Origin of the sequence: Burkholderia singularis, assembly GCF_001718875.1 — a bacterium.
GTDB classification, from domain to species: Bacteria; Pseudomonadota; Gammaproteobacteria; order Burkholderiales; family Burkholderiaceae; genus Burkholderia; species Burkholderia singularis.
This window is the reverse complement of the sequence record NZ_CP013448.1, coordinates 3,006,166-3,033,004: the sequence shown is the minus strand read 5'-3', so window position 1 is coordinate 3,033,004 and position 26,839 is coordinate 3,006,166. Positions and strand designations below refer to the sequence as shown.

Below are 26,839 nucleotides of genomic sequence, written 5' to 3'. Positions count from 1 at the left end.
CGGCGGTATAACGACGCTGGCTTGCCCATGCGCGCGCCAGTTTCCCCTCAAGCTAGGTTACAAGAGCTATGAACAAATTCGTCGGCAAGCATATCGTTGTCGCGGCGCTCGCGGTGCTCGCGGCCAACGCGCAGGCGGCCGGGGTGGTCGGCAACCCGAAGGACGGGGCAGGCAAGGTCGCGATGTGCATCGGCTGCCACGGCATCGACGGTTATCGCGTCGCTTACCCGGAGGTCTACCGGGTGCCGATCCTCGGCGGCCAGAACCAGACTTATCTCGAGAACGCACTGAAGGCTTATCGGAAAAAGGATCGTCATTTCGCATCGATGAACGCAATCGCGGAATCGCTGACGGATCAGGACATCGCCGATCTCGCGGCCTACTATGCCGCGCAAAAGCCCGATTCGAAGAACAATCCCTACAAGTAAGCGCGTGCTTGTTGATTTCAGCACCGGGATAGGAGCATTCATGAAGAAGTCTCAGACGGCACTCAAGACGGCGGCGGCGATCGTGTTCGCGGCTGGCTTCGCGATCGGCACCGCGCATGCGGCCGACGCATCGAAGGGCAAGGCGCTCGCCGAGTCGCACAACTGCGCGGCCTGTCACGGCGCGAAGCTCGACAATCCGATCAACGCCGAGTATCCGCGCCTTGCCGGCCAGCACGCCGACTATCTGGTCTGGGCGATGCGCCAGTATCAGATGGGGCTGTCGAACCCGCTGCTTGGCCGCAACAACGCGATCATGCAGGCGCAGGTGCAGAGCCTGTCGGTCAACGACATGAAGGATATCGCCGCCTATATCGAGTCGCTGCCCGGCAGCCTCGTGTTCAAGAAATAACGCACGGCCGGTTTGCCGGCCGGCGTCGCGCGCGGCACGCTTCGCGTGCGAACCGCAAGCATGCCCCGCCTCGCGCGGGGTATTTTTTTGTCCGTGCGGCGATGAACGACCGGCGGCGCTTACTGCCGCCGGGGCCGGCTTCGCCATTCTCGCCGCGGCGGCGGCAAGGGTTCGGCGGCGGCGCGGGCAGGAGGGGCGGCGCGCGTTTAACTGCGCGACGCGCGTTGCAGGATGCGCTGCAGATACGCGTCGGAATCGGGGGGCGTGTTCGTGCGCTGCGCTTCCCAGATCGTCTCGCCGAGGCATTCCATGATCGCGTGCTGTGCGTCGTGCGCGGAATCGAAGCGGGCGGCGAGCTTGTCGTGCGCGGCCCGGATGCCGGGCGGCTGATCGATCGACAATTGCTCGCTGATCGCAAGATGCATCGACAGGTGCAGGAACGGATTCGTGCGGCCTTCGTCGGGCGTGTAGTTTTGTGCGCGCGCATGATCGGCGTCCGCGAGTGCCGCATGGTATTCGGGATGCTCGACGATCCAGTCGGCCGCGATTGCTTCGAGCGGCGTGAGGATCTCGCCCGAACGCTGCTTGCGCCAGGTGTCGACGAAAAAGCGACGCACGTCGTCGCGGCTCGGATTGAACATGATTTAAAGCGTGGGGCGGGTGGTGGGCCGCGATGTGGCTACGTGGGGGCATATTTTACGCCGCTTGCGGCAGGCTTGCCGATACGGCGCGGGTAGAGCGGGTTGTCGCGGGTCGCGGCCCGGCCGGTTCGACGGACCAGCGCCGAGCCTGCCGATGCGCTTGCGCGAATCGCGCGCGTCATATGCTTGTTGCGTGCGACGGGTTGTGCGTCGTGCAGTTGGCCGGGTATGCGGCGTTGCCGGTCGGCGTCGCGCGGTACGGGGTGCTCGGCGCGCCGGCGGCTCTCGCGGGCAAGGCGACGGCGCGTTTTCGGTCGCCACCCGCGCGGGGGGCATCCGGTATCGACGGCGGTCGTGCGCAGAAGACGCGGGCCGCCCGAACTGGCGCGCGGGCAGCGCTTTTACAGCATCGGCGCGGGCGTCTTCGGCTTGAACTCGCAAAGCGGCTCGATCGCGCAGTGCCAGCACTCGGGCCGCCGCGCCTTGCATACGTAGCGCCCGTGCAGAATCAGCCAATGATGCGCGTCGTGCAGGAATTCCTTCGGCGTGAGCTTTTCGAGCGCAGCCTCGACCGCGCGCACGTCCTTGCCGGGCGCGAGCCCGGTGCGGTTCGCGACGCGGAAGATATGGGTGTCGACGGCGATCGTCGGATGGCCGAATGCGGTGTTGAGCACGACGTTCGCGGTCTTGCGGCCCACGCCAGGCAGGCTTTCGAGCGCTTCGCGCTCGGCGGGCACTTCGCCGCCGTAGCGCTCGAGCAGGATCTTGCAGGTCGCGACGACGTTCTTCGCTTTCGTCCGATAAAGGCCGATCGTCTTGATGTAGTCGGCGACGCCTTGCTCGCCGAGCGCGACGATCTGCTCGGGTGTGTTCGCGACCGGAAACATCTTGCGCATCGCCTTGTTGACCGATACGTCGGTTGCTTGTGCCGAGAGCATCACCGCGATCAGCAATTCGAACGGCGTCGTGTATTCGAGTTCGGTGGTCGGATGCGGGTTGAGGTTTTGCAGCGTTTCGTAGATCGCGCGTCGTTTGGTGGCGTTCATGCGGTTATCGCTTCGGGGGCGGCGGCGTGTTTGCGTCGTTCGCGTGATTCGGTTCGGTTGAGCCGTCCGGATGGCGCGCTTGGCCGGAATCGGCAGTACCGCCGGGCTGATCGGCCGTGTCGTGCCGCTCGGCGAGGCGGCGGCGGCGCGCCTCGGCCGCGTCGATCTGCGCCTGCACGGCCGCGCTCACGCCCTCGGTATTTTTCGGCCCCAGGCCCTGGGCGGCGAGCGCTTCCTTTTTCTGCCGCGCGCGCTCGAGCGCGGCCGCGATGATTGCGCGCTTCTTCGCTTCGGGGTCGTCCGGCGCCGCCGTGCTCGCGCCGGCGGCCGGTGCGGTGCCTGCCGTGCCCGGTGGGCTGCCGCCCGCCCGCCGCGCCGCCGCGCGCGCTTCGGCTGCTTCGCGGGCGCGCCGCAGGCGCGCGGTGCGCGCGTCGTGACGGGCGCGCGCGTCGTCGGCCTGGGATTGCGACCATGCGTCCCAGCCGGTGCGCTCACCCGTGACAGGAATCATCGCGATGCAATCGACGGGGCATGGCGGCACGCACAGGTCGCAGCCGGTGCAAAGCTCGGCGACGATGGTGTGCATCTGCTTGGGCGCACCGACGATTGCGTCGACCGGACAGGCTTGCATGCAAAGTGTGCACCCGATGCAAAGTTGTTCGTCGATCCACGCGACGGGCCGCGGCCGCTCCACGCCATGCGCGGGATTGAGCGGAATCACCGGTTTGCCGAGCAGCTTCGCGAGGCGAGCGACGCCTTCGGCCCCGCCCGGCGGACATTGGTCATAGCCGGCGGTGCCGGCCGCGATCGCTTCCGCATAGGGGCGGCAACCGTCGTAGCCGCATTTCGTGCATTGCGTCTGGGGCAGCAGATCTTCGATACGATCCGCGAGAGTCTTGGAATCGGTCACAGTGACAACGTGGGGAAGCATGCGGGCGCGGCGCGATGGCCGCGCGCGCGAAGGCAGCCGGAATTTTTTGCCAAGCAATAATTATCGCTGATTTCTCGCATTGCGCTTAACAATGCATGTGCCATAATCAAAACGCCTTTTCGTGACTATAGCAGGGTGTCCCTTAACGATGGCGCGCCCCGGTCATGCAGTCGGCGCGTGGGGCCGGCGCGGCATATCAAAGCAAAACGCCACCATGAATCAGCTCAAAAACAAAAGAGATCCGGAGGGAACCCGGCGCCGCATCTTGCTCGCGGCGGCGGAAGAATTTGCAAACGGGGGGCTGTTCGGCGCGAGGGTCGATCAGATCGCGCGGCGCGCCGAGACCAACGAGCGCATGCTCTATTACTACTTCGGCAGCAAGGAACAACTCTTCACCGCCGTGCTCGAGCATGCTTTTTCCGCGATGGTGGAGGCCGAGCGCGCGATGAATCTCGATGGGGTCGCGCCTGTCGAGGCGATCACGCGGCTTGCGCATTTCGTTTGGGATTATTACCGGGACCATCCCGAATTGCTGCGGCTTCTCAATAACGAGAATCTGCATCAGGCGCGCTATCTGCATAGATCGACGCGCATTCGCGAGATGATTTCGCCGTTCGTTGCGACGCTGAGCAGCGTGCTCGAGCGCGGCCGCAACGCCGGGCTCTTTCGCACGGACATCGATCCACTGCGTTTTTACGTGATGCTTTCGGGGCTCGGCTATTACATCGTATCGAACCGCTTCACGCTGTCGGCCATCTTCGACCGCGATTTCAGCGCACCCGACGAGCGCGCCGAAATGATCAAGGCGAATACCGAATTGCTGCTCGCGTATCTGCTCAGGCGTTGAGTCGCGTGCATGCCGATTACGCTGTTTTCGCGTGGCGCGAGGCGGGGGAATGGGCCGGCAGCGGCGTCGTGCCGCTGCCGCGCAGCCGGGCGTCAGGCAGCCTTGCGCGAGCGCGGCGGGCGTGCGGCGGCGGTTTTGGCCGCCGGGCGTTTCGCCGTCGCTTGGGTGGCCGAGCTTTTGGCCGACAGCGTTTTGGCCGCGCGCGCTTTCGGTGCCGCGCGCTTGGCCGCAGTCAGCGTGAGCGCCGTGGCTTTTGCCGCAGCGGCGCCTGCCGCGTTGCCGCTGGCGGCCTTGCCGCTACGGGCGGACGTCGGCGCCTCGGCTGCTTGCGGGGCCGGCTCCTGCGGCTGCACGACGTTGTGCTCGCGGATGAAGTCGCGCAACTGCGGGTAGATGATCGTGCGCCAGCGGCGCCCCGAGAAAATGCCGTAGTGCCCGCATTTTTCGGCGGTGAGGCTGCGGCGGTGCGCCTGCGCAATGCCGGTGCAGAGTTCGTGCGCGACATGCGTCTGGCCGCTGCCGGAAATGTCGTCGAGTTCGCCTTCGATCGTCATCAGCGCGGTCGTGCGGATGTCGGCCGGCGTTACGCGTTCGCCCCGCACGTCCCACGTGCCTTCGGCAAGACGGAATTCCTGAAACACGATGCGGATCGTGTCCAGGTAGTATTCGGCCGCCATATCGAGCACCGCGTTGTATTCGTCATAGAAGCGGCGGTGCGCGTCGGCGTCTTCCTCGTCGCCGCGCACGAGGCTTTGGTAGAAGTCCCAGTGTGATTGCGCGTGGCGCTCCGGATTCATCGCGACGAAGCCCGTATGCTGCAGGAAGCCCGGGTAGACCTTGCGCCCTTCGCCCGGATAGTTCGCCGGCACGGTGTGGATCACGTTGTTCTCGAACCAGGCGTGCGAGCGGTTCGTCGCGAGCGAATTCACCGAAGTCGGGCTGCGGCGCGCGTCGATCGGGCCGCCCATCATCGTCATCGTGAGCGGCGTGTCCTCGCCGCGGCTTGCCATCAGCGAGATCGCCGCGAGCACGGGCACGGTCGGCTGACATACGGAAATCACGTGCAGATTGCGTGCGCCGATGTGCCGGATGAATGTCTGGATATAGTCGATGTAGTCGTCGAGGTGGAACGGCCCGACTTCGGCGGGCACCATCCGCGCGTCGATCCAATCGGTGATGTAGACCTTGTGATCCTGCAGCAGCGTGCGCACGGTGTCGCGCAGCAGCGTTGCGTGATGGCCGGACAGCGGCGCGCACACGAGCACGACAGGCTCGTCCTTCAATTGACCGACGGCGCTCGAATCGTCCGCGTAGCGTTTGAAGCGCAGCAGCCGGCAGAACGGCTTTTCGACGATCGTTTGCTCGACGATCGGAATGTTGTGCCCATCCTTGACGATCTGATGAATGTCGAACTCGGGTTTTTCGTAGTCCTTGCCGAGCCGGTACAGCAGTTCATAGCCTGCGGCAAGCCGCGTCGCGCCGGGTACGAGCGACAGTGGGCTCGACGGATTCGCGAACGACTTGGAGGCTGCCTGGGCCCAGGCGGTCAGCGGGCTCAACATGGCCCGCTGGAATTCGTGCAGTTGGTAGAGCATGGGTGCTCCCGGGAGGACGGTGCGCGAATGCGTCGCGACGGACCGTATCTGTCAGCAATCGAACCGATTCGATCGCCGGATCGAATCAACCGCGACCGATCATAGCGAACAATCAGGGGTGCCGCAATGCAGCATACGTTTGCAAGATAACCATGTTTCGATCTCTTGTACCGGCGTCTGACCTTGTCTGACACTTCGGCGCACGGCCCGTGCGGATCAGCGTCCCGCGACGGCATCGGCGGGCGCGGGCTGGCCGGCGGCGCGCAGCATTTCCTCTTCATGGTGCATCAGATTGAACGCCGTGTGAACGAGCGCGACGTGCGAGAACGCCTGAGGGAAATTACCGACCTGCCGCCGCGCGACGGGATCGTATTCCTCCGCGAGCAGCCCGAGATCGTTCGCGAGCGACAGCAGGCGGCGGAACAGCGCGTGCGCGTCGTCGATGCGGCCGAGCAGCGCGAGATTGTCGACGAGCCAGAAACTGCACGCGAGGAACGTGCCTTCGCCGGGCGGCAGGCCATCGTCGTATACGGTCGTGTGGTAGCGCAGCACGAGGCCGTCATGCATCAGGCCGTGCTCGATCGCGCTTACCGTGTCCGCGATGCGCGGATCGGACGGCGGCAGGAAGCCGACGAGCGGCAGCATCAGCACGCTCGCGTCGAGCGCGTCGCCGCCATAGCTTTGCGTGAACGCGCGCAGGCGGGGATTCCAGCCGTGCTCGCAAACGTCCGCATGAATCTCGTCGCGCACTTCGCGCCAGCGCGCGAGCGGCGCTGGCAGCCGGAACATCTCGGCCGATTTGATCGCGCGATCGAACGCAACCCACGCCATCACCTTCGAGAACGTAAAGTGCTGGCGGCCGCCGCGCGTCTCCCAGATGCCTTCGTCCGGCTCGCGCCAGATTTTTTCCAGATGCGTGAGCAGCGCGGTCTGGACGGACCAGACCGTGTCGTCCGCCTGCAAGCCGCCCACGCGCGCGACGTGCAGCGCCGCCATCACCTCGCCGAACACATCGAGCTGAAGCTGGTTCGCCGCGTTGTTGCCGATGCGCACCGGCTTCGAATCCTGATAGCCGGGCAGCCAGTCGAGCGTCATTTCCGGCAGCCGGCGCTCGCCTGCGATGCCGTACATGATCTGGATCTGCTCCGGCGAGCCCGCCATCACGCGACCGAGCCACGTGCGCCACGCGCGCGCCTCGTCGTAGTAGCCGCCGCGCATCAGCGCGAGCAGCGTGATCGTCGCGTCGCGCAGCCAGCAGTAGCGATAGTCCCAGTTGCGCGTGCCGCCCAGCTGCTCGGGCAGCGACGTCGTCGGCGCGGCGACGATGCCGCCCGTCGGCTCGTAGGCGAGCGCCTTCAGCGTGATCAGCGAGCGCCGCACGGCGGCCGCGTAGCGGCCGCTCACCGGGCAGCGCGCCGACCATTCGAGCCAGTGGTTTTCGGTGCGCGCGAGCAACGAAAGCGGCTCGCGCGCAGGCGGCAGCCGTTGATGCGACGGCGCGTAGCTGAGCGAGAACGGCACGCGCTCGCCGGCCTTCACGGTGAATTCGGCAATCGTGTGCAGATTCTCGCCCGCGAGCGGCACCGGCGTGCGCAGCACGACGGTGTCGGGGCCCGCGATCGCCTTCACGCCCGCCTCGCGCGGCAGCCGCGTGACCCACGGCACCGAGAAGCCGTAGTCGAAGCGCAGCACGAGTTCCATTTGCATGCGCATCTCGCCGCGCCGGCCGACGACGATGCGCACCAGTTCCGACCAGCCGCTGCCGGGCGGCATGAAGTCGATGACGGTGACGGCGCCTTCGGCGCTTTCGTAGTCGGTCTCGAGGATCAGCGTGTCGCCGCGGTAGCGGCGTGACGTCGAGCTTACGTGCACGCCGTCGGCCGGCGCGACGAGCCAGCGGCCATGCTCGGGCGTGCCGACGAGCGCGGCGAAGCACGCGCCGGAATCGAAACGGGGCCAGCATAGCCAGTCGACCGAGCCGTCGCGGGAAATCAGGGCGGCCGTATGGCCGTCGCCGACGAGGGCGTAGTCTTCGATGAGGGCGGGCATGGGCGATCAATCTCCGTAATGCTTGTCGTTCACGATCTGGGCAACCGCCCCCCGCGCTGTACGACGGCACGCGGCGGCCCGGTATACTCGGCGGACGGTGCGGCGCGGGCGGCCAGTGCGCCCGCGCTTGGCCACATCACAACACTTGGGACGAATCAATGCAAGGAGGAGATCCGATGATCGATCGCATGCGTGCGCTGTCGCCTTTCGCGTTCCAGCTTAGGCTCAGTCACTGGATGAAAGGTTTCGCGCTGGCGCTGCCGCTGATGAGCGCTCATGCGTTCGCGCACGAAGCGGGCGCCGCGCCGGCGGGCGGCCTCTACAATCTGCTCGTCGGCACCTACACGGGCGCGGGCAGCGACGGCATCTACGTTTATCGCTTCGATACCCGCAGCGGCCGCATCACGCCGCTGTCGTCGGCGAAGACCGAGAATCCGTCGTATCTCGTCGCGAGCCGCGACGGCCGCCATGTGTACGCGGTCAACGAACTGCCGGGCGACGACGGGCCGGCGAACGTGCACGGCGGCGTCAGCGCGTTCGATTTCGACGCGAAGACGGGCAAGCTCACGTTCGTCAATCGCGTGCCGGCCGAAGGGAACGATCCGTGTTATTTGAGTTTGTCGCCGGACGGCAAGTATCTCGTCGCGTCGAACTATTCGGTTGCGGCGGACCCGGGCGGCAGCTTCTCGGTGTTTCCGGTCGATGCGCGCACGGGCGCGCTCGGCGCGGCCGCACAAAGCGTGCATCACGAGGGCACCGGGCCGGTGAAGGGGCGTCAGGATAGCGCGCATGTTCATTCGGCCGTGTTTTCTCCGGATCACAAGTACCTGTTCGTGCAGGATCTCGGCGGCGACCGGATCGAAAGCTACCGCTACGCGCCGGATGGCGCCGCCGCGGTGTTCACGCGGGACGAAGCGCGCCGCACCGCCGCGCAAGCGGGCGCGGGGCCGCGCCATCTGGTCTTCAGCGCGAACGGCCGCTTTGCCTATGCGATCACCGAACTGGATGCGACGGTCGTGGCGTATCGCTACGACGACGGGCAGCTCACGCCGATCGAGGTCGTGGCCCTCGCGGCGCCGGGCTTTTCCGGCAAGCTCGGCGCCGCCGCGCTGCATCTGTCGCCGGACGGGCGCTTTTTGTACGCGAGCAATCGCGGCGATGCGAACGAGATCGTGATCTACGCGGTGAACGCGGCGAGCGGCAAGCTGTCGCTGGTGGGCCGTCAGCCGACGCTCGGCAAGACGCCGCGCGAATTCGCGATCGATCCGAGCGGCAAGTGGCTGATCGCCGGCAATCAGGATAGCGACAGCGTGATCGTGTTCCGGCGCGACGTCGCGACCGGCAAGCTCACGCCGGAGCCGACGCGCTTGAAGCTCAGCAAGCCGGTCGACTTCAAGTTCGTGCCGGTGCGGTGATGGGGCGCCGCCGCGCGAGCGGCGTTGCGGCGCCCGCGCGATAGGCGGCGCGAGGCGGACCGAATGCGGCAGACCAGGCGATGCGGGCCGAGCCGGATGGGCGTGCGGGGCCGCATCGCGTGCCGTGCGCGCGTCGAGGCCGGACGTCGCGACGCGCGCACGCGTCAATCGGCCCGCCTACTCCGGCAGCGGCGGCGCGAGCACTTCGCGGCTGCCGTTGATGCCCATCGACGACACCAGGCCTGCCGCTTCCATTTGCTCGACGAGCCGCGCGGCGCGGTTGTAGCCGATCCGCAACTGCCGCTGCACCGACGATATCGACGCGCGCCGCGTGCGCACGACGAACGCAACCGCTTCGTCGTACAGCGGATCGGCTTCCGCATCGGGCGCCTCGCCGAACAGATCCTGCGCGCCGCCGCCTTCGGCTGCCGGCCCGTCGAGAATCCCTTCCTCGTACTGCGGTTCGCCGAATTGCTTCAGATATTCGACGATCCGGTGCACTTCCTCGTCCGCGACGAACGCGCCGTGCACGCGCTGCGGATAGCCGGTGCCCGGCGGCAGAAACAGCATGTCGCCCTGGCCGAGCAGCGACTCGGCGCCCATCTGATCCAGAATCGTGCGCGAGTCGATTTTCGACGACACCTGGAACGCGACGCGCGTCGGGATATTCGCTTTGATGAGGCCGGTGATCACGTCGACCGACGGACGCTGCGTCGCGAGAATCAGATGGATGCCGGCCGCGCGCGCCTTTTGCGCGAGCCGCGCGATCAACTCCTCGATCTTCTTGCCGGCGACCATCATCAGATCGGCGAGTTCGTCGATCACGACGACGATGAGCGGCAGCGGCGCAAGCGGCTCCGGATCGTCGGGCGTCAGCGAGAACGGATTGCCGATCTTCTTTTCCTTGGCGGCGGCATCGCGGATCTTCTGGTTGAAGCCCGCGAGATTGCGCACGCCGACCGCCGACATCAGCCGGTAGCGCTTTTCCATTTCGCCAACGCACCAGTTGAGCGCGTTCGCGGCGAGCTTCATGTCGGTGACAACGGGCGCGAGCAGATGCGGAATGCCTTCGTAGACCGATAGCTCCAGCATCTTCGGATCGATCATGATGAGCCGCACTTCCTCGGGCGTCGCCTTGTAGAGCAGCGACGCGATCATCGCGTTGACCGCGACCGACTTGCCCGAGCCGGTCGTGCCGGCCACCAGCATGTGCGGCGCCTTCGCGAGATCGGTGACGACCGGATTACCGGTGATGTCCTTGCCCATCGCGAGCGTCAGATGCGATGCCGAATGCTGGTACTGGCGCGACGCGAGAATTTCGGACAGCCGGATCATCTGGCGCTTCGCGTTCGGCAGCTCGAGGCCCATGCAGGTCTTGCCGGGGATCGTCTCGACGACGCGGATCGACGTCAGCCCGAGGCCGCGCGACAGATCCTTCATCAGCCCGACGATCTGGCTGCCGCGCACGCCGAGCGCGGGCTCGATCTCGAAACGCGTGATCACCGGGCCAGCCGATGCGCCGACCACGGTCACCGGCACCTTGAACTCCTGCAGCCGCTGCTCGATGACCTGGCCGGTTTGTGCGAGATGCGCGTCGGAGATGGTTTCGACGTCGTCGGATGCGGGTTCGAGCAGCTCGAGCGTGGGCAGCTCGACGTTCGACGCGGCGGGCGCGTGGAACTCGAACGCGTTCGGGGCGGGCTGGCGGGCCGGGCGGGCGGGCTCGGTGGCGGAGCCGTCGGCAGCCGGCGTGGCCGCAGCGGCGACAGGGACTGGCGCGACGGGTGCCGCCGGTGCCGCGAGGCTTGCCGGGCCGGCTGAATGGGCGGGCGCGATGAGCGGATTCGATGCGGCAGGCAGTGGCGGCGTAGCGGCCGGCATCGCTTGCGCCGTTGCAATCGTGACGGCGGCCGGAGCCGATGCCGGTAGAGGCGGCGATGCGGCGGCGAGCGCCGGCACGACGGCAGCAGCCGGCGCTAACGCGGCCGTTGGTGCGGCGGCCGTTGCCGAGGCCGTCTGCGCTATGGGGGCCGCCGATGCGGCAGGCGCGTGCGAGGGTGCTTGAGCTGGCGTGACGGCCTGGGCGGCGGGAGCAGCGGGGGCGGCTGCCGCCGGCATCGGATCGCCGTGGGCGCGCTCGGCGGCGGCGGATGGAGCTGGGCTCGACGCCAGGTTTGAAACAGGTGCGGCAACGCCTGGCATGGGCGCACTTGCGGCCGTCGAAGAGGGGCGCGCATCGTCGCCAGGCGGCTGCATGATTGACGGGTTCGCGTGAACGGGAGCGGTGGCTCGAATGGCGATGCCGTCGCGAGTAGGCAAGCTGTGTTCGGCGATTTGCGGGACCAGGCTGCCCGTATTGGCGCGGGCCGGTGCGGCGAGCGCGCCGTGGCCGGCAGTATCGGCGTCGATGGCGGCTCGCTCGGCGTGTGCGCCGGTTTCGTCGGCGCAGGCGGCCGTGCCGGCCTCGTCGAGCGCCGCGTGTGTTCCGGTGTTCGGGCCGGTGGTGCCGGAGGAGGCGGCGTCGCCGAACGGATGTAGCGCTTGCCGGGGCGCGCCTGCTGTCGCGGCTGCGGCCGCGGCCGAGGGGGCGAGGGGGGCCGCCGTTGCGCCGGCGGCGCGGATTGCGGCGCGGATTGCGGTTGGCGCCGGTTCGCCGGCGGCGCCCTCAACCAAGGCTGTTGCCTCGGAGACGGCCGAATGATCCGTGCCGGTCTCGGCCTCGATTTCCGTTTCGACGCTGGCTTGGGCTTGCGCGCCGCCCGGCGCTTGGGCAACGATGCCGGCCGAAGCATCGGCGGGCGCGATCCCGGCGGCATGATCGATGGGGGTGCCGGCTTTGGTTGTTGTCGCGGCCGGTGGCATACCGGCGACAGCGTCGCTGGCCGATGCGGCGGGATTGGTCGCCGGCGCATCGACGACGTCGCCGCGCGGGCGTTCGATATCGGTTTGTCCGGCAGTGCCTGTATTCGAAGTGCTATGCGCTGTGACGGCTGCCGACGGCGATGCCACTGCCGTTTCCGCAGCCGCAGCCGTCGTAGGCGTAGGCGTAGGCGTAGGCGTAGGCGTAGGCGTAGGCGTAGGCGTAGGCGTAGGCGTAGGCGTAGGCGTAGGCGTAGGCGTAGGCGTAGGCGCGGAGACTGATGCCGGCGCGGCAAGTTCCCGCGTCGCTTCTCGCGCCGCCGAAGCGGGCGCGCCGGCGAGCGTCGCCCATTGCGCGGCACTCGCTTCGATCGAACGCAATGTCTCGTGCACGCTCGGCGCGGGCTCGATCGGCTGCGCGGGTTTTTCCGACCACGCATAGAGCGGCGCGCGAGCGTGGCTCACCGGCCGCTTGCGCGTGGCTTCGACGGCGGCCGGTTTGACGGACGAGTGCGCAGTGGAGGGGCGCGGCGTCCCAACGGTATTGCGCGGCGCGGCGGTGGCTTGCCGCGAGGGCGCAAACGTCATCGGGCGATTGCGCGCGGCGGCCACGGCAGCCTGTGCCGACGATCGGCGCGGTGCGAAGCGCTGCTCGGCCGTGGCGGAGCGGGTCGCAAAGGGGCCGCGGGCCGTAGCCGCCATAGACTGGGCCGGTCCTGCCGAGGCTCGGCGTGCCGGGCCGGAAGCGAATGGCGAATGCGGCGTGGCGGGCGTCGACGGTGCACCGCCGCGCGAGCCGATCATGGCCGGCTCGCCCGGACCGTTCGTCAACGCAGGCGGGCGGATTCCGGTTGCGGCCAGAGCGGCGGAAGACATCTGGTCCGCCGATTTCGCCACGGCCAGGTGAGCGGATGCGATTGCGCTCGTGGCGCTCGCCACGCCGCTCGCCGATGCTTTCGCATACGCTGGGCTAGTCGTTTTTATCGCAGGATTGGCCAAGCGTGCCATATCGGCAGACTGAAGCGACTGAGGCAATTGAGGCAATTGAGGCGATTGAGGCGATTGAGGCACGCCGCCCGTCCTGGCGACGCTGGCCGTTTTGGCGATGTCGCCTGCCGTGGCGCCGGCCGCTTTCGCCGTGCCGCCTGCCGCCGCCGTACCGCGTGCGGCCGTGCTGGGCTTAGGCCAGCCGACGGGCGCGGCCGTCGGCGTCGTCGCTCGTGCGCCGGCGGCCTGCGCGCGGCGTTCGTGCGGCGCGTCGCTGGGTTTCCACGGCGTGGGCCGTGCGTACCGGCCGTTTTGCCGCGGCGCCATCGAATTGACTGTATGCGCGCTCGTCGGCTGCATGTCGGCGCGGCCGTCGTCGCGATGCGGCGCGGTGCGCGGCAATTCGGCGGCACTGCGCGGTTCGTCTGCGCCGTGCTCGCGAGTCAGGCGGATGCCGAGCGATGCGTCGAGCCACGCGCTCGCTTGCCGCCAGCGGACGTCGAGCAGCCAGGGCAGCCCGACGAAAAACAGCACGATCATCGCGAGCGGCGTGCCGATGCGTCCGAGCACGTGTTCGAAGCCGCCCGCGAGCGCATGGCCGAATGCGTTCGTCGTCGCGTCGCCGGGTAGCGCGGCCGCGAGCGTGCAGCTCGCGGCGAGCACGCACAGGAAGCCGAGCCACAGCCGGATCGAGCCGGGGCCCGCGAGGCCGCTGCCGCCCGGCAGCATCGCCTTGACGAGCCGCCAGAAAAGGGGAATGAACCAGACGGCCGAGAAGCCGAACCAGCCGAGAACTACCGTTTGCATGCTCAGAGACAGCTCAGAAACTGAAGAAGGGTGGGCGCGCGATGCGCGATCCCGATGAGTTTAACCGGTCGGCTAGGAAGGTTTGGCGAACGGCGCGCGTGCCGCGTGCCGTTGCCGCAGTTGCGGGGCCGGCGCTCCGCATCGGGTGCGCCCGATCGAGGGGCCGCGCACCCGGTTCGCCGGCGTGCCGCCGCGCGGCGCTTATTTGGCGTCGCGCCGCGCGAACGTCAGCGTCGCGCCGTCGTCGGTGACGATGATGAGCTGCTGCGGGTCGCGCATCTGCACGCCGGCCTTCGCGATATGCTCGAGCGCCGCGAGATAGTCGCGTTCGAGCGCGCCGCGCGCCGGGGTGATGCAGGCCATCCGCGTGCTGACGAGCGGGCCCATGCTCAACACGCCGTTCTTCACGTCGTAGGGAGCCATGTAGCGATTGCAGCCCGAAAAGCCGGCAACGCGCCGCACGCCCGTTTGGGACGACAGCGCGAGCGCGATCGGCTCGCCGTTGTCGCCGTGCGGGATCTCGCGCGACGAGCCATCTGCGTTGCGCCAGTTGACGAGTTCCCAGCTTGTATTGTCGATGAGCTGGATCGTCGCGGGGTTGAACGGATCGGGCGCGGGCGCGTTTGAATCGGGATGGGTTGGCATCGTGCAAGCGGCGAGAAGCGCGGCGGCGCTCAGCGCGCCGAGCGGCGCGCGCAGCAAGCCGGCAAAGCGAAAGCGCTGGCGTGCTGCTGCGGATGAAATGAACATGGCCTCGTTCCTCTTCAAATCTTTCAATATGGCTGAACAAGCCATAAGGGTAACGCACGAGGGACAGTTCCCGCCAATTGCCATCCGGCCAGCGTGCGCTGCCGGGCGTTGTGCGGCGTGCGCGGCGGTGCGGCACGCCGGCATGAGGCGCGGGCGATGGGGCGCGTACCGCTTCGATGGCGGCGAGCGGAATGACTTGCGCGAGACGGCGGGCCGCTTCGCATAATTGAAGAACGAGCGACGAGCGACGAGCGACGAGCGACGAGCGACGAGCGACGAGCGACGAGCGACGAGCGACGAGCGACGAGCGACGAGCGACGAGCGACGAGCGACGAGCGACGAGCGACGAGCGACGAGCGACGAGCGACGAGCGACGAGCGACGAGCGACGAGCGACGAGCGACGAGCGACGAGCGACGAGCGACGAGCGACGAGCGACGAGCGACGAGCGACGAGCGACGAGCGACGAGCGACGAACGACGAACGACGAACGACGCTCAGCCGGCATGGCCCGCGAGGCTCGGCGACGGTGCGGCGTCGTCCGCCGCATCGGGCGCGGCGGACAGCGTCGAGGCGAGCCAATCGACGACGCCCGGCCATAAGACCTTGCCCGGCGCGCTGCGGAAAAAGCCCATGTGCCCGATCGGTCCGCAGCCGGTCGCGCGCGGATCGATTTGGCGGCGCTCGATGCGCGCATGTGTGAGGAAGCCGATCAGCAGGTCGATCGCGGCGGGCGTGGCCCACGGATCGTCGTCGATGCCGAGCGCAAGGATGGGCAGCGACGCGCGCGCGAAGCGCGCGGCGGCGTCGAGCGTCGGATCGTCGAAGAAATAGCGGGGCAGTGTGGTCCAGCCGGCCCACTCGCGCATCACGCCGGCGGGCAGATCTTCGCCAAGACGTAAGCGCCGGCATGGCGCGTAGCCGCACAGCGCGCAAGCCACGGGCGCGATCGCGCCGAGCACCGTTCGTACCCGGAGCCGTTCGAGACGGCTGCGAATCAGGCGCGTACTGCCTGCGTGCGAGGCGACGAGTACGCCCGCGCGTAAATGGCGCGTCGCGTCGCAGAGGCCGATCGCGTGGCCGCCGAAGCTGTGGCCCACCGCGACGAGCGGCAACTGCGGGAAGCGCCGCCGGGCCCAGACGGTTGCCGCTTCGACGTCGTAGTCGGCCCAGTCGCGCATGCGTGCGTCGAGCGCGCGCAGATCGGCCGGGCGCGAGCCGTCGACGCCGCGATAGCTGTACGTGAGCGCGGCGAAGCCGCGGGATGCGGCGTACTGCGCGAAGCCCGCGTATAGGCGTTCCGGTACGGCGGTGGCCGGATGCACGAGCATGGCCGCATGCGTCTGGCCCGCCGGGGGCCAGAGCGTGCCGCGCAGCGTATAGCCGTCGCTGGCGGCGAATTCGATCGACTCCGGTTGCATCGCGTTTTCCTCGCGCATTTAATTCGTGTGCGAAATATAAGGGAGGAAAATACTTCGCGTGAGAAATAAATTCGAGGCGCCGCTCGATGCCCGGCTGCGATGACCGGCGCACGGCGGCGCGGGCAGTGGAAGGGGCAGCCTGCGATCGCGTGCCGGTTCGACTCGATATGGCCGAGTGGGGCTCGGGCTTATCGCGCTCTCAATGCCGCATGCTTGTTTTTTGTCGCACTTTCTGCCGTGCCGCGATGGCCGTCGATGCAGGTTCGAGCCGCGCATTCGCGGCATTCGTCCACCTGCGCATTGGCGGGCAAGATAGAGCGGCGCTCGTTTGCCGCGACATCGGCGCGTTTTCAACCTTCAGCTTTCAATGGCGCGCGCCATACGCGGCCTGCCGGCTTGGGGCGCGTGGGCGTTTGCGCGTCGCGCCGGCAGCCGCAGCCGCAGCCGCAACGGCCACTGCGCCAATCCCGCGTATGCGCGTGTTAACATCGCAGCTCGCTTTCGCGATCCTCCATCGAATCCACACAACCACACATCCACGAAGCGGGACATCTCATGCAGATCGGTCAGCGGCTCGGTACGCCGCTTTCGCCGTCCGCCACGCGCGTCATGCTGCTCGGCGCGGGCGAGTTGGGCAAGGAAGTCATCATTGCGTTGCAGCGGCTCGGCGTCGAGGTGGTCGCCGTCGATCGTTATCCGAACGCGCCCGGCCATCAGGTCGCGCATCGCGCGCACGTGATCGACATGACCGATCCGGCCGCGCTGCGTGCGCTCATCGAGGCCGAGCGGCCGCATCTCGTGGTGCCGGAAATCGAGGCGATCGCCACCGGCGCGCTCGCCGAAATCGAGGCGGCCGGCGTGGCGGAAGTGATCCCGACGGCGCGCGCCACGCAGCTCACGATGAATCGCGAAGGCATCCGCCGGCTCGCGGCCGAGGAGCTTGGGCTGCCGACGTCGCCGTATGCGTTCGCGCAATCGTTCGACGAATTCGCGGCAGCCGTCGCGCGCATCGGCGTGCCGTGCGTTGTCAAGCCCGTGATGTCGTCGTCGGGCAAGGGGCAGTCGGTCGTGCGCGCGCAAGCGGATATCGAGCCCGCATGGCAGTACGCGATGGCGGGTGGCCGGGTGAATCATGGCCGCGTGATCGTCGAGGGCTTCGTGCATTTCGACTACGAGATCACGCAGCTCACGGTGCGTGCGCTCGATCCCGTCACCGGTGAGATCGGCACCTATTTTTGCGAGCCGATCGGCCATCTGCAGGCGGCGGGCGATTATGTGGAATCATGGCAGCCTCAGCCGATGAGCGCGAAGGCGCTCGAACGCGCGCGCGACATCGCGCGGCGCGTGACATCGGCCCTCGGGGGGCGCGGCCTGTTCGGCGTCGAGTTGTTCGTGCGCGGTGACGACGTGTGGTTCTCCGAAGTGAGTCCGCGTCCGCACGACACGGGGCTCGTCACGCTTGCGTCGCAGCGCCAGTCCGAATTCGAATTGCATGCGCGCGCGATTCTCGGTTTGCCGGTCGACACGACGCTTGCGACGCCCGCCGCGTCGGCGGTGATCTATGGCGGGCTCGACCAGGCAGGCATCGCATTCGAAGGCGTGCGCGACGCGCTCGCGGTGCCGGGCGCGGATCTGCGCCTGTTCGGCAAGCCCGAGAGCTTCGCGAAGCGCCGCATGGGCGTGGCCGTGGCGGTCGGCGCGGGCGTCGACGAGGCGCGCGAGCGCGCGAAGCGCTCGGCCGGCGCGGTGCGGCCGGTGTCCGCGCGCTGAACGGAATGCGCGGGCGCGTGTCCATTGCATCGGTGCCGCGCGTGCCGACGGCGCGCTTCGGGCCGGATCGCGAGCCGTCGGGGCGTGGTTTCATCAGCACGCGCGGCGCGCGGGCGCGAAGAAAGGAGGTTGCGATGAAGTGGATGCTGATCGCCGTGTTGTGCCTGTCGAGCGCCGGCTGCGGGCTCGCGGCGGCGCCGTGCCGGGTGGCGTCGGCGGGGCTGAAGATCGTGCCCGTCGTCGGCCATGTCGCGGCGGCGCCCACCGACGCGTGCGCGGACGTCATCGACCCCTGATGGCGAGCGTGCGGCCGGCCGAAGTCCGAGTTCGATTCGACTCGACTCAATCAAGGAATGATCGATGAAGCGCAATACAAGCTGGATCTGGTTCGCGATCGGCGTGGCCGGTTTGACGCTCACCGCGGGTGCGGCGCATGCGGCGCGGCTGACGGTCGCGGAAATCGACGCAGGCGCGCGTCAGACCGCCGTTTACCGATGCGCGAACGAGCCGCGGCCGCTGCGCGTGTCCTACTGGAACGCGAGCAATGGGCAGAGCTTCGCGCTCGTGCCCGTCAACGGCGCGCGTCTGCTGTTTGTCGACACAGTGTCGGCATCGGGCGCGCGGTATCAGGCGGGCCAATATGTATGGTGGACGAAGGGGCCCGCCGCGAATTTATACGATGAAAACGCCGGCGACCACGCGCCGCCGTTGCTTGGCGATTGCAACGAAATCCCGAAAAAGGCCGCAAACCACTGAAAAACCGAACGGTAACGGTTTCAGGCAATCGGCGCGCTGCGCGATGGCCGTCCGATTTCATCGGCGGTTGCGGCGCGGCCGCAGCCCGTTTGCCTCGGCAGCCGGGCCGCTTGCTGCGTACGCGCCGACGCGTCGGTTCCGCCACGGCGAAGCTGTCCCGCAACGATGCTACAATACTGCCCTTTCTGCCGGCACGCCTGCCGGACGAAGCCTCGCGCAACGGCCGCGCCTGCTTTTTGCAGGGCCTAAGCGCCGGCGGCGCCGCGCGGCGCGCCGCGGCTTCGTCTTCATTCCGAAGTGGTTTGCGCGGCCCGTCTCGCGGGCGAGCCTGCCGCGCTGGATGTCCCGCCGCGCTTTTTGAGCGAAACGCCACTATGTCCGATTCTGTTGCCAAGCCTGTCGACGCGACGTTCGACCAATTCGGCCTTGCCGCCGAGATTCTGAGAGCGATTGCCGAGCAGGGCTATACGACGCCGACGCCGATCCAGGCGAAAGCGATTCCGGTCGTGCTGTCCGGCCGCGACGTGATGGGCGCCGCGCAGACCGGCACCGGCAAGACCGCGAGCTTCTCGCTGCCGATCATTCAGCGGCTGCTGCCGCAGGCGAACACGAGCGCGTCGCCTGCGCGCCATCCCGTGCGCGCGCTGATTCTCACGCCGACCCGCGAGCTGGCCGACCAGGTGGCCGCGAACGTGCATGCGTATGCGAAACACACGCCGCTGCGCAGCGCCGTCGTGTTCGGCGGCGTCGACATGAACCCGCAGATGGCCGAGCTGCGCCGTGGCGTCGAGATCCTGATCGCGACGCCGGGGCGGCTGCTCGATCACGTGCAGCAGAAGACCGCGAACCTTGGCCAGGTGCAGATTCTCGTGCTCGACGAAGCCGACCGGATGCTCGACATGGGCTTTCTGCCCGATTTGCAGCGCATCCTGAACCTGCTGCCCGATGCACGTCAGACGCTGCTGTTCTCGGCGACGTTCTCGCCCGAGATCAAGAAGCTCGCGGCGACGTACCTGCGCGACCCGCAGACAATCGAGGTCGCGCGCAGCAACGCGACCGCCGCGACGGTCACGCAGATCGTCTACGACGTCGCCGAAGGCGACAAGCAGGCGGCCGTCGTCAAGTTGATCCGCGATCGCGGGCTGAAGCAGGTGATCGTGTTCTGCAACAGCAAGCTCGGCGCAAGCCGGCTCGCTCGGCAGATCGAGCGCGACGGGATCGTCGCGGCGGCGATCCACGGCGACCGTTCGCAAAGCGAGCGGATGCAGGCACTCGACGCGTTCAAGCGCGGCGAGATCGAGGCACTCGTCGCAACCGACGTGGCCGCGCGCGGGCTCGACATCGCCGAGCTGCCGGCCGTGATCAACTTCGATTTGCCGTTCAACGCGGAAGATTATGTGCACCGGATCGGCCGAACGGGCCGCGCGGGCGCGTCGGGTGACGCGCTGTCGCTGTGCAGCCCGAACGAGCGCAAGCAGCTCGCCGACATCGAGAAGCTGATCAAGCGCACGCTGCCGCTCGAGATGCTGGCGCTCGACTTGCCGCGCCATCGTCACGATGAGCATCGCGGCGGCGGCGGTCGGCGCGAGCGCGACGAGCGTCGCGGCGGGCCGATCGGCGTGCGCCGCGTGGCGGGCGGCGAGCGCGCGTATCATCCGCGCCGCGAAGCGCCGATCGACGAGTTCTTCCTGAAGCCATACGAGCCGTCTCCGTCCGTGCGCCAGCCGGAAGAGGCGAAGTCCGCGCAGCCGGAGAAGAAAGCGCCGAAGCCGCGGCTCGCCGCGCTGCTCGGCGGGTTCGGGATGCCGCGCAAGACGTCGTCTTGACATGAGCCGGGCGCCGGACACGGATGCCGGGCGCCCCGTGCAGGCGTGGCGGCGGAGACGCTTAAATTTTCCGTCGAGCGACGCCGTAGCCGCCGCAGTCGCCGCGGGTTCGAGAGCGAAAGCCCCAATGGTTCTCCGCGCGGAAAGCACCGCGTCCGGCATGACGATCCGGTCGGCGGCGCGGCGCGTTGATCGGCACGAATGGACCGCTTTGCGCGGGGACGACTCGGCGCGGCCCATGCGGCCGTCGTCGCTCATCAAGTCAATATCCGTATTCGATCGATTGCCGCTCGGATGCCGGCATGACGACATCACTCAATCTTTTGCCTGGTCACGAAGTTCGGTTTGCCTGCCGCGCGGGCCGCGGAAGGCGTGCGCCGCACTGGCGAAGCGGGGCGGCGAGCGCTGCGCACGCGTATCGCGGCGCTGAGCGTTGCGCGGGTGACGGCGTCCCGGCGCTGCCGCTTGGCGGCGCTGAGCACCGGCGTGCGGACGCGGTCAGCCGCGCGCGTGAGGGCCGAAGCGCGCTGCCCAAGCGGCGATCGCGGCGGCATGGAACGCGTCGAGCGATTTGCCCGCGGACGGTTCGAGCGCCAGCCCGAGATGCGCCGCCGCCGCGACGAGCGCGGGCAGCGGCTCGGCGGCATCGAGCGCGGCCGCGCCGGTTTGCTTGCTGAGCTTTTCGCCGTTCGCATCGACGACGACGGGCACGTGCAGATAGTGCGGTGTCGGCAGCCCGAGACAGCGTTGCAGGTAGATTTGACGCGCGGTCGAATCGAGCAGGTCGACGCCGCGCACGACGTGCGTGATGCCGGCATCGCCGTCGTCGACGACGACCGCGAGCTGATACGCCCATTGGCCGTCCGCACGCTTGAGCACGAAGTCGCCAACTTCGGTTGCGAGATTCTGGGTTTGCGCGCGCTGCCAACGGTCATCGAACGTGACGATGGCCGCCGCGCCGTCAGGCACGCGCAGCCGCCATGCGCGTGCGGGTTTGCCGCGCAGGCCCGTGCGGCACGTGCCGGGATACGCGAGGGTCGTGTGCCGCTCGTGAGCGGCGCGCAGCGAATCGGCGATTTCCTTGCGAGAGCAGCCGCATGGGTAGACCCATCCCGCGGCCGTGAGCCGCTCGAGCGCCGCCGCGTAGTGCGGGATGCGCGCGCTTTGCCAAACGGGCGGCTCGTCGGCAACGAAACCGAAGCGCCGCAGCGTGGCGAGGATCGCGTCGGCCGCGCCGGGCACGGTGCGCGGCCCGTCGATATCCTCGATTCGCACGAGCCATGCGCCGCCCCAGGCACGCGCATCGAGCCAGCTTGCGAGCGCGCCGACGAGCGAGCCGAAGTGCAACGGCCCGGTGGGCGACGGCGCGAAGCGGCCGCGATAGGCTTTCGTCATTCGCTGGCTGACCTGCTGGGTGATCGGTAAAGGCGACGCAGCGCGGCCTCAGGCGGCGTGCGCCGGTTGCGCGTGCCGGCTCGCGGGCTGATCGGGATGGCACGCGGGGCACGACTTGCCGGGCACGTAGAGCGGCGAGCGTTGCGCGTCGGCCGTCACCACCGCGCGGCACGCGAAGCAGGTGACGTCGGCCGTCGGCGCGAGGCTCGGGTTGAGCGCGGTACGGTAATCGAACACGAAGCAGTCGCCGTGATAGTGCGCGCCGCCCACTTCTTCGAAGTATTTGAGAATCCCGCCTTCGAGCTGGTAGACGTGATCGATGCCGATTTCCTTCATGTGGATCGCCGCCTTTTCGCAGCGAATGCCCCCCGTGCAGAACGACACCACGGTCTTGCCTTCCAGATCCGCGCGGTTCGCGTCGATCACGTCGGGGAACTGGCTGAATTTGTCGATCCGGTAATCGAGCGCGTCGTCGAACGTGCCGACGTCGACTTCGAATGCGTTGCGCGTGTCGAGCATCACAACGGGGCGGCCCGCGTCGTCGTGGCCTTGGTCGAGCCATGCCTTCAGCGTGCGTGCGTCGACCGACGGCGCGCGACCCAGCTCGGGCTTGATCGCGGGCTTTTTCATCGTGATGATTTCGCGCTTGAGCCGTACCAGCATGCGCCTGAACGGTTGGGAGTCGGACAGGCTTTCCTTGAACTGTAAGTCGGCGAACTTGCCTTCGAACAGCGGATCGTGACGCAGGTAATGCACGAATGCATCGGTGGCGTCGCGCGGGCCCGCGATGAAAAGGTTGATGCCTTCGGGCGCGAGCAGGATCGTGCCGCGCAGGCCGAGTTCGTTGCAGCGGGCGGTCACGAGCGGGCGCCATTGCTCGATCGAGTCGAGCGAGACGAAGCGGTAGGCGGCGAGATTGACGGTGGTCATGTCGATCGGAAAACGGTAAAGCGGCTGCGGCTTGCCGATGCGGGCGCGCCGCGCGGTGCGCGCGCGGCGGGACGCTCGGGGCCGGAGCAGACGAAAACGGAAAGACCGTATTATCCCGCAAATGGCGCGGCTTTCCGCAGTCGGCCGAACGGCCGGTCGCGCGAGCGCGGCACGCGCTTTCGTTTTCGTATCGCGCCGGCCGCGCGGAACGGGGGCGGCAGCCCGCGCGGCCGCGCGGCTCGGTGTTGCGGTGCGCCGTACCGTCGCCGCCGAATGGGCGGGATCGTCGGCGCGCCGGCGTCGGTGCCGGTGTACCGCGCAGCCGCGCGCGATACGGCCGATACGGCTTCGACCCTCCGCCGAACGGCCAACGCCGGCATTTTTACGCCGCGTGCGCGATGGCCCGGCCGTGGGGCGGCTACAATAGCGCCCATGTCAGATCCCCGCTTCGTTCATCTTCGCGTCCATTCCGAATTCTCGATCGCCGACGGCATCGTGCGCCTTGACGACATCGTCAAGGCGGCGGCCAGCGACGCTCAGGGCGCGCTCGCACTGACCGACCTCGGCAACGCGTTCGGTCTCGTCCGTTTTTACAAGGAAGCCCGCGGCGCGGGCATCAAGCCGATTGCCGGCTGCGACGTCTGGATCACCAATCACGACGATCGCGACAAACCGTCGCGCCTGCTGCTGCTCGTCAAGAACAAGCGCGGCTACCTGAATCTTTGCGAGCTGCTTTCCAAGGCGTGGCTCACGAACCAGTACCGCGGCCGCGCGGAGCTTGACGCGAGTTGGTTTGAAGACGGCCTTGCCGAAGGGCTGCTCGCGCTGTCGGGCGCGCAGCAGGGCGACATCGGCATTGCGTTCGCGGCCGGTAACGACGCGGCCGCGCGCCGCCACGCCGCGCGCTGGGCGAAGCTGTTTCCGGGCGGTTTCTACATCGAACTGCAGCGTTATGGCCAACCAGGCGCCGAAACGTATATCGAGCAGGCCGTGACGCTCGCGGCCGAACTGAAGCTGCCCGTCGTCGCGACGCATCCGCTGCAATTCATGACGGCTGACGATTTCACCGCGCACGAGGCGCGCGTGTGCATCTCGGAAGGCGACATCCTGGCGAATCCGCGCCGTCAAAAGCGTTTCACGACCGACCAGTATTTCCGCACGCAGGACGAGATGGCCACGTTGTTCGCGGATCTGCCGTCGGCGCTCGCGAACACGGTCGAGATCGCCAAGCGCTGCAACCTGACGCTCGAACTCGGCAAGCCGAAGCTGCCGCTCTTTCCGACGCCCGACGGGATGTCGCTCGACGACTATCTCGTGCAGCTGTCCAAGGAAGGGCTCGAGAAACGCCTCGCGCAGCTCTATCCGGACCCGGCCGAGCGCGATGCGCAGCGCGCCACGTATTACGAGCGTCTCGATTTCGAGTGCGGAACGATCAAGAAGATGGGCTTTCCCGGCTACTTCCTGATCGTCGCTGACTTCATCAACTGGGCGAAAAACAACGGTGTGCCGGTCGGGCCGGGCCGCGGCTCCGGCGCGGGCTCGCTCGTCGCCTATGCGCTGGGTATCACCGATCTCGATCCGCTGCGCTACAACCTGCTGTTCGAGCGCTTCCTGAATCCGGAGCGGGTGTCGATGCCCGACTTCGATATCGATTTCTGCCAGCACGGCCGCGACCGCGTGATCCAATACGTGAAGGAGAAGTACGGCGCGGACGCGGTGTCGCAGATCGCCACCTTCGGCACGATGGCCGCGAAGGCGGCCGTGCGCGATATCGGCCGCGTGCTCGATCTCGGCTATATGTTCACCGACGGCGTGGCGAAGCTGATCCCGTTCAAGCCGGGCAAGCACGTGACGATCGCCGACGCGATGAAGGAAGAGCCGCTGTTGCAGGAGCGTTACGACAACGAGGACGAAGTTCATCAACTGCTCGACCTCGCGCAGCGCGTCGAGGGCTTGACGCGCAACGTCGGGATGCATGCGGGCGGCGTGTTGATCGCACCGGGCAAGCTCACCGATTTCTGCCCGCTGTACACGCAGGGCGACGACAGCGGCGTCGTCAGCCAGTACGACAAGGATGACGTCGAGGCGGTCGGCCTCGTGAAGTTCGACTTTCTGGGTCTGACGACGCTGACGATCCTCGATTGGGCCGAGCGCTACATCCGCAGGCTCGATCCGGCAAAGGCCGACTGGTCGCTCGCGCAGGTGCCGCTCGACGATCCGGCTTCTTTCCAGATCCTCAAGAAAGCGAACACGGTCGCGGTGTTCCAGCTTGAAAGCCGCGGGATGCAGGGGATGTTGAAGGATGCGCAGCCCGACCGCTTCGAGGACATCATCGCGCTCGTATCGTTGTACCGGCCGGGGCCGATGGACCTGATCCCGAGCTTCTGCGCGCGCAAGCACGGACGCGAGAAAGTCGATTATCCGGACCCGCGCGTCGAGCCCGTCCTGAAAGAGACCTACGGGATCATGGTCTATCAGGAGCAGGTGATGCAGATGGCGCAGATCATCGGCGGCTACTCGCTCGGCGGCGCGGATTTGCTGCGCCGTGCGATGGGCAAGAAGAAGCCGGAGGAGATGGCCAAGCATCGCGAGATTTTCGCCGAAGGCGCCGCGAAGAACGGCCTGTCGCGCGAAAAGTCCGACGAGATCTTCGACCTGATGGAGAAGTTCGCGGGCTACGGCTTCAACAAGTCGCATGCGGCGGCATATGCGCTGCTCGCGTACTACACCGCGTGGCTGAAGGCGCACCATCCGGCCGAATTCATGGCCGCCAACATGACGCTCGCGATGGACGACACCGACAAGGTGAAGATCCTGTTCGACGACTGTCTTGCAAACGGCCTCGCGGTGCTGCCGCCCGACATCAACCATTCCGGCTACCGGTTCGAGCCGGTCGCGGAGGCGTCCGGCAAGCGCTCGAAGACGATCCGCTACGGCCTCGGGGCGGTGAAGGGCAGCGGGCAGAACGCGATCGAGGAGATCCTGCGCGCGCGCGAAGAAAAGCCGTTTGCCGATCTGTTCGATTTCTGCGCGCGGATCGACCGGCGCGTGGTCAACCGCCGCACGATCGAAGCGCTGATCCGCGCCGGCGCGTTCGACTCGCTGCACGCGAACCGCGCGCAACTGATCGCATCGGTGCCGCTCGCGGTGGAGGCGGCCGATCAGGCGGAAGCGAATGCGTTGCAAGCCGGGCTCTTCGACATGGGCGACGAGCCCGCGCATGCGCACGCGCTCGTCGACGAGCCTGCGTGGGACGACAAGCGCCGGTTGCAGGAGGAGAAGACCGCGCTCGGTTTTTACCTGTCCGGCCATTTGTTCGATGCCTACCGCGACGAGGTGCGGCGCTTCGCGCGCCACAAGCTCGGCGAATTGAAGGAAGGGCGCGACAAGCTCGTGGCCGGCGTGATCGTGTCGCTGCGCACGCAAATGACCCAGCGCGGCAAGATGGTGATCGCGCTGCTCGACGACGGCACCGGCCAGTGCGAAGTGACGGTGTTCAACGAGCAGTTCGATGCGAACCGTGCGCTCTTCAAGGAAGACGAACTGCTGATCGTGCAGGGGCAGGCACGCAACGACGCATTCACGGGCGGCATCCGTTTCACCGCCGACAGCGTGATGGATCTCGAACGCGCGCGCAGCCGCTATGCGCAGGCGGTGCGGATGACGATGAACGGCAATGCGGACGCGGGCGCGCTCAAACGCGTGCTCGAGGCGCATGTCGCGACGGCCGATGCGTCCGCCGAACCGGGTGCGCCGAGCGCGCCGCCGCGCGGTGCACGCAACGGCGACGGCGGGCGACGTGCGCAGCCGCCGTTGCCGAACGGTCTCGCGGTGCAGATCGTCTACCGTAATCAACGCGCGCAGGGCGAAGTGCGTTTGAGCGACGCGTGGCGCGTGAAGCCGAGCGACATGCTGCTCGCGGAACTGCGCGCGGCGTTCGGCGAGAGCGCGGTCGAGATCGCGTACTGAGCGCCGCGC

At 67.7% G+C, this 26,839-nt stretch carries 19 protein-coding genes; 9 read left to right on the top strand and 10 right to left on the bottom strand.

The window, feature by feature from the left end; translation table 11 throughout:
• The first annotated feature begins 68 nt into the window (after window positions 1-68).
• Both AQ611_RS13410 and AQ611_RS13405 read left to right on the top strand, forming a co-directional pair.
• On the top strand, window positions 69-428 hold the full coding sequence (locus tag AQ611_RS13410; protein WP_059513010.1) for a c-type cytochrome: 360 nt from the start codon (window positions 69-71) through the stop codon (window positions 426-428).
• 40 nt (window positions 429-468) lie between these two features.
• Window positions 469-837 carry a c-type cytochrome gene (locus AQ611_RS13405; RefSeq protein ID WP_069234800.1) on the top strand — a complete coding sequence of 123 codons (369 nt, stop codon included), beginning with the start codon at window positions 469-471 and terminating at the stop codon, window positions 835-837.
• 206 nt (window positions 838-1,043) lie between these two features.
• On the opposite strand, the gene AQ611_RS13400 is transcribed toward AQ611_RS13405, so the two are convergent.
• The 3 genes from AQ611_RS13400 to rsxB all read right to left on the bottom strand — a co-directional run bounded on the left by AQ611_RS13400 (window position 1,044) and on the right by rsxB (window position 3,434).
• The gene (locus tag AQ611_RS13400) at window positions 1,044-1,478 is read right to left on the bottom strand and encodes a DUF1841 family protein (protein WP_069234799.1); all 435 of its coding nucleotides are present in this window, start codon (window positions 1,476-1,478) and stop codon (window positions 1,044-1,046) included.
• A gap of 401 nt (window positions 1,479-1,879) precedes the next feature.
• On the bottom strand, window positions 1,880-2,524 hold the full coding sequence (gene nth, locus AQ611_RS13395) for an endonuclease III (protein WP_069234798.1): 645 nt from the start codon (window positions 2,522-2,524) through the stop codon (window positions 1,880-1,882).
• A gap of 4 nt (window positions 2,525-2,528) precedes the next feature.
• Entirely contained in the window at window positions 2,529-3,434 is a 906-nt protein-coding gene (gene rsxB, locus AQ611_RS13390) for an electron transport complex subunit RsxB (RefSeq protein WP_231935855.1), read from the bottom strand.
• Window positions 3,435-3,669: 235 nt separating this feature from the next.
• Here rsxB and AQ611_RS13385 point away from each other — a divergent pair, with 235 nt between their 5' ends.
• Window positions 3,670-4,302 carry a TetR/AcrR family transcriptional regulator gene (locus tag AQ611_RS13385; protein ID WP_069235299.1) on the top strand — a complete coding sequence of 211 codons (633 nt, stop codon included), beginning with the start codon at window positions 3,670-3,672 and terminating at the stop codon, window positions 4,300-4,302.
• Between the two features lie 92 nt (window positions 4,303-4,394).
• Here AQ611_RS13385 and AQ611_RS13380 read toward each other — a convergent pair whose 3' ends face one another.
• A complete protein-coding gene (locus AQ611_RS13380; RefSeq protein ID WP_069234797.1) occupies window positions 4,395-5,897 on the bottom strand; it encodes a polyhydroxyalkanoate depolymerase in 1,503 nt (500 codons plus the stop codon).
• Window positions 5,898-6,113: 216 nt separating this feature from the next.
• Window positions 6,114-7,946, bottom strand: coding sequence for a glycoside hydrolase family 15 protein (locus AQ611_RS13375; protein WP_069234796.1), 1,833 nt, complete (start codon window positions 7,944-7,946; stop codon window positions 6,114-6,116).
• Window positions 7,947-8,182: 236 nt separating this feature from the next.
• Here AQ611_RS13375 and AQ611_RS13370 point away from each other — a divergent pair, with 236 nt between their 5' ends.
• Window positions 8,183-9,361 (top strand): lactonase family protein, encoded by a 1,179-nt coding sequence (locus AQ611_RS13370; RefSeq protein ID WP_102720115.1) that lies wholly within the window; start codon window positions 8,183-8,185, stop codon window positions 9,359-9,361.
• A gap of 177 nt (window positions 9,362-9,538) precedes the next feature.
• On the opposite strand, the gene AQ611_RS13365 is transcribed toward AQ611_RS13370, so the two are convergent.
• The 3 genes from AQ611_RS13365 to AQ611_RS13350 form a co-directional block, all read right to left on the bottom strand.
• The gene (locus tag AQ611_RS13365) at window positions 9,539-14,014 is read right to left on the bottom strand and encodes a DNA translocase FtsK (RefSeq protein ID WP_069234794.1); all 4,476 of its coding nucleotides are present in this window, start codon (window positions 14,012-14,014) and stop codon (window positions 9,539-9,541) included.
• Window positions 14,015-14,215: 201 nt separating this feature from the next.
• Window positions 14,216-14,764, bottom strand: coding sequence for an META domain-containing protein (locus AQ611_RS13360; RefSeq protein WP_059513027.1), 549 nt, complete (start codon window positions 14,762-14,764; stop codon window positions 14,216-14,218).
• A 496-nt stretch (window positions 14,765-15,260) separates the two neighbouring features.
• On the bottom strand, window positions 15,261-16,184 hold the full coding sequence (locus AQ611_RS13350) for an alpha/beta hydrolase family protein (protein ID WP_069235298.1): 924 nt from the start codon (window positions 16,182-16,184) through the stop codon (window positions 15,261-15,263).
• Between the two features lie 555 nt (window positions 16,185-16,739).
• Here AQ611_RS13350 and purT point away from each other — a divergent pair.
• The 4 genes from purT to AQ611_RS13330 all read left to right on the top strand — a co-directional run bounded on the left by purT (window position 16,740) and on the right by AQ611_RS13330 (window position 20,536).
• Entirely contained in the window at window positions 16,740-17,954 is a 1,215-nt protein-coding gene (purT, locus tag AQ611_RS13345) for a formate-dependent phosphoribosylglycinamide formyltransferase (protein WP_069234792.1), read from the top strand.
• A gap of 134 nt (window positions 17,955-18,088) precedes the next feature.
• A complete protein-coding gene (locus AQ611_RS26655) occupies window positions 18,089-18,250 on the top strand; it encodes a DUF6726 family protein (protein WP_059513272.1) in 162 nt (53 codons plus the stop codon).
• Window positions 18,251-18,314: 64 nt separating this feature from the next.
• Window positions 18,315-18,710, top strand: a complete 396-nt coding sequence (locus AQ611_RS13335; RefSeq protein WP_069234791.1) for an MliC family protein — start codon at window positions 18,315-18,317, stop codon at window positions 18,708-18,710.
• A 374-nt stretch (window positions 18,711-19,084) separates the two neighbouring features.
• Complete coding sequence (locus tag AQ611_RS13330; protein ID WP_069234790.1) at window positions 19,085-20,536, top strand: DEAD/DEAH box helicase; 1,452 nt, start codon at window positions 19,085-19,087, stop codon at window positions 20,534-20,536.
• Window positions 20,537-21,034: 498 nt separating this feature from the next.
• Here AQ611_RS13330 and gluQRS read toward each other — a convergent pair whose 3' ends face one another.
• Window positions 21,035-21,931, bottom strand: a complete 897-nt coding sequence (gluQRS, locus tag AQ611_RS13320) for a tRNA glutamyl-Q(34) synthetase GluQRS (protein WP_069234788.1) — start codon at window positions 21,929-21,931, stop codon at window positions 21,035-21,037.
• Between the two features lie 48 nt (window positions 21,932-21,979).
• The gene (locus AQ611_RS13315; RefSeq protein ID WP_069234787.1) at window positions 21,980-22,861 is read right to left on the bottom strand and encodes a sulfurtransferase; all 882 of its coding nucleotides are present in this window, start codon (window positions 22,859-22,861) and stop codon (window positions 21,980-21,982) included.
• Between the two features lie 432 nt (window positions 22,862-23,293).
• Here AQ611_RS13315 and dnaE point away from each other — a divergent pair, with 432 nt between their 5' ends.
• Complete coding sequence (dnaE, locus tag AQ611_RS13310; protein ID WP_069235297.1) at window positions 23,294-26,830, top strand: DNA polymerase III subunit alpha; 3,537 nt, start codon at window positions 23,294-23,296, stop codon at window positions 26,828-26,830.
• Window positions 26,831-26,839 lie beyond the last annotated feature (9 nt).

Bases quoted from the DNA above. Each gene is read 5' to 3' on its own strand.
- AQ611_RS13370 (WP_102720115.1), top strand. From the start codon at position 8,183: ATGAAAGGTTTCGCGCTGGCGCTGCCGCTGATGAGCGCTCATGCGTTC.
- gluQRS (WP_069234788.1), bottom strand. From the start codon at position 21,931: ATGACGAAAGCCTATCGCGGCCGCTTCGCGCCGTCGCCCACCGGGCCG.
- AQ611_RS13360 (WP_059513027.1), bottom strand. From the start codon at position 14,764: ATGTTCATTTCATCCGCAGCAGCACGCCAGCGCTTTCGCTTTGCCGGC.
- AQ611_RS13400 (WP_069234799.1), bottom strand. From the start codon at position 1,478: ATGTTCAATCCGAGCCGCGACGACGTGCGTCGCTTTTTCGTCGACACC.
- AQ611_RS26655 (WP_059513272.1), top strand. From the start codon at position 18,089: ATGAAGTGGATGCTGATCGCCGTGTTGTGCCTGTCGAGCGCCGGCTGC.
- AQ611_RS13315 (WP_069234787.1), bottom strand. From the start codon at position 22,861: ATGACCACCGTCAATCTCGCCGCCTACCGCTTCGTCTCGCTCGACTCG.
- dnaE (WP_069235297.1), top strand. From the start codon at position 23,294: ATGTCAGATCCCCGCTTCGTTCATCTTCGCGTCCATTCCGAATTCTCG.
- AQ611_RS13385 (WP_069235299.1), top strand. From the start codon at position 3,670: ATGAATCAGCTCAAAAACAAAAGAGATCCGGAGGGAACCCGGCGCCGC.
- AQ611_RS13380 (WP_069234797.1), bottom strand. From the start codon at position 5,897: ATGCTCTACCAACTGCACGAATTCCAGCGGGCCATGTTGAGCCCGCTG.
- purT (WP_069234792.1), top strand. From the start codon at position 16,740: ATGCAGATCGGTCAGCGGCTCGGTACGCCGCTTTCGCCGTCCGCCACG.
- AQ611_RS13330 (WP_069234790.1), top strand. From the start codon at position 19,085: ATGTCCGATTCTGTTGCCAAGCCTGTCGACGCGACGTTCGACCAATTC.
- AQ611_RS13335 (WP_069234791.1), top strand. From the start codon at position 18,315: ATGAAGCGCAATACAAGCTGGATCTGGTTCGCGATCGGCGTGGCCGGT.
- AQ611_RS13375 (WP_069234796.1), bottom strand. From the start codon at position 7,946: ATGCCCGCCCTCATCGAAGACTACGCCCTCGTCGGCGACGGCCATACG.
- AQ611_RS13350 (WP_069235298.1), bottom strand. From the start codon at position 16,184: ATGCAACCGGAGTCGATCGAATTCGCCGCCAGCGACGGCTATACGCTG.
- AQ611_RS13410 (WP_059513010.1), top strand. From the start codon at position 69: ATGAACAAATTCGTCGGCAAGCATATCGTTGTCGCGGCGCTCGCGGTG.
- nth (WP_069234798.1), bottom strand. From the start codon at position 2,524: ATGAACGCCACCAAACGACGCGCGATCTACGAAACGCTGCAAAACCTC.
- AQ611_RS13365 (WP_069234794.1), bottom strand. From the start codon at position 14,014: ATGCAAACGGTAGTTCTCGGCTGGTTCGGCTTCTCGGCCGTCTGGTTC.
- AQ611_RS13405 (WP_069234800.1), top strand. From the start codon at position 469: ATGAAGAAGTCTCAGACGGCACTCAAGACGGCGGCGGCGATCGTGTTC.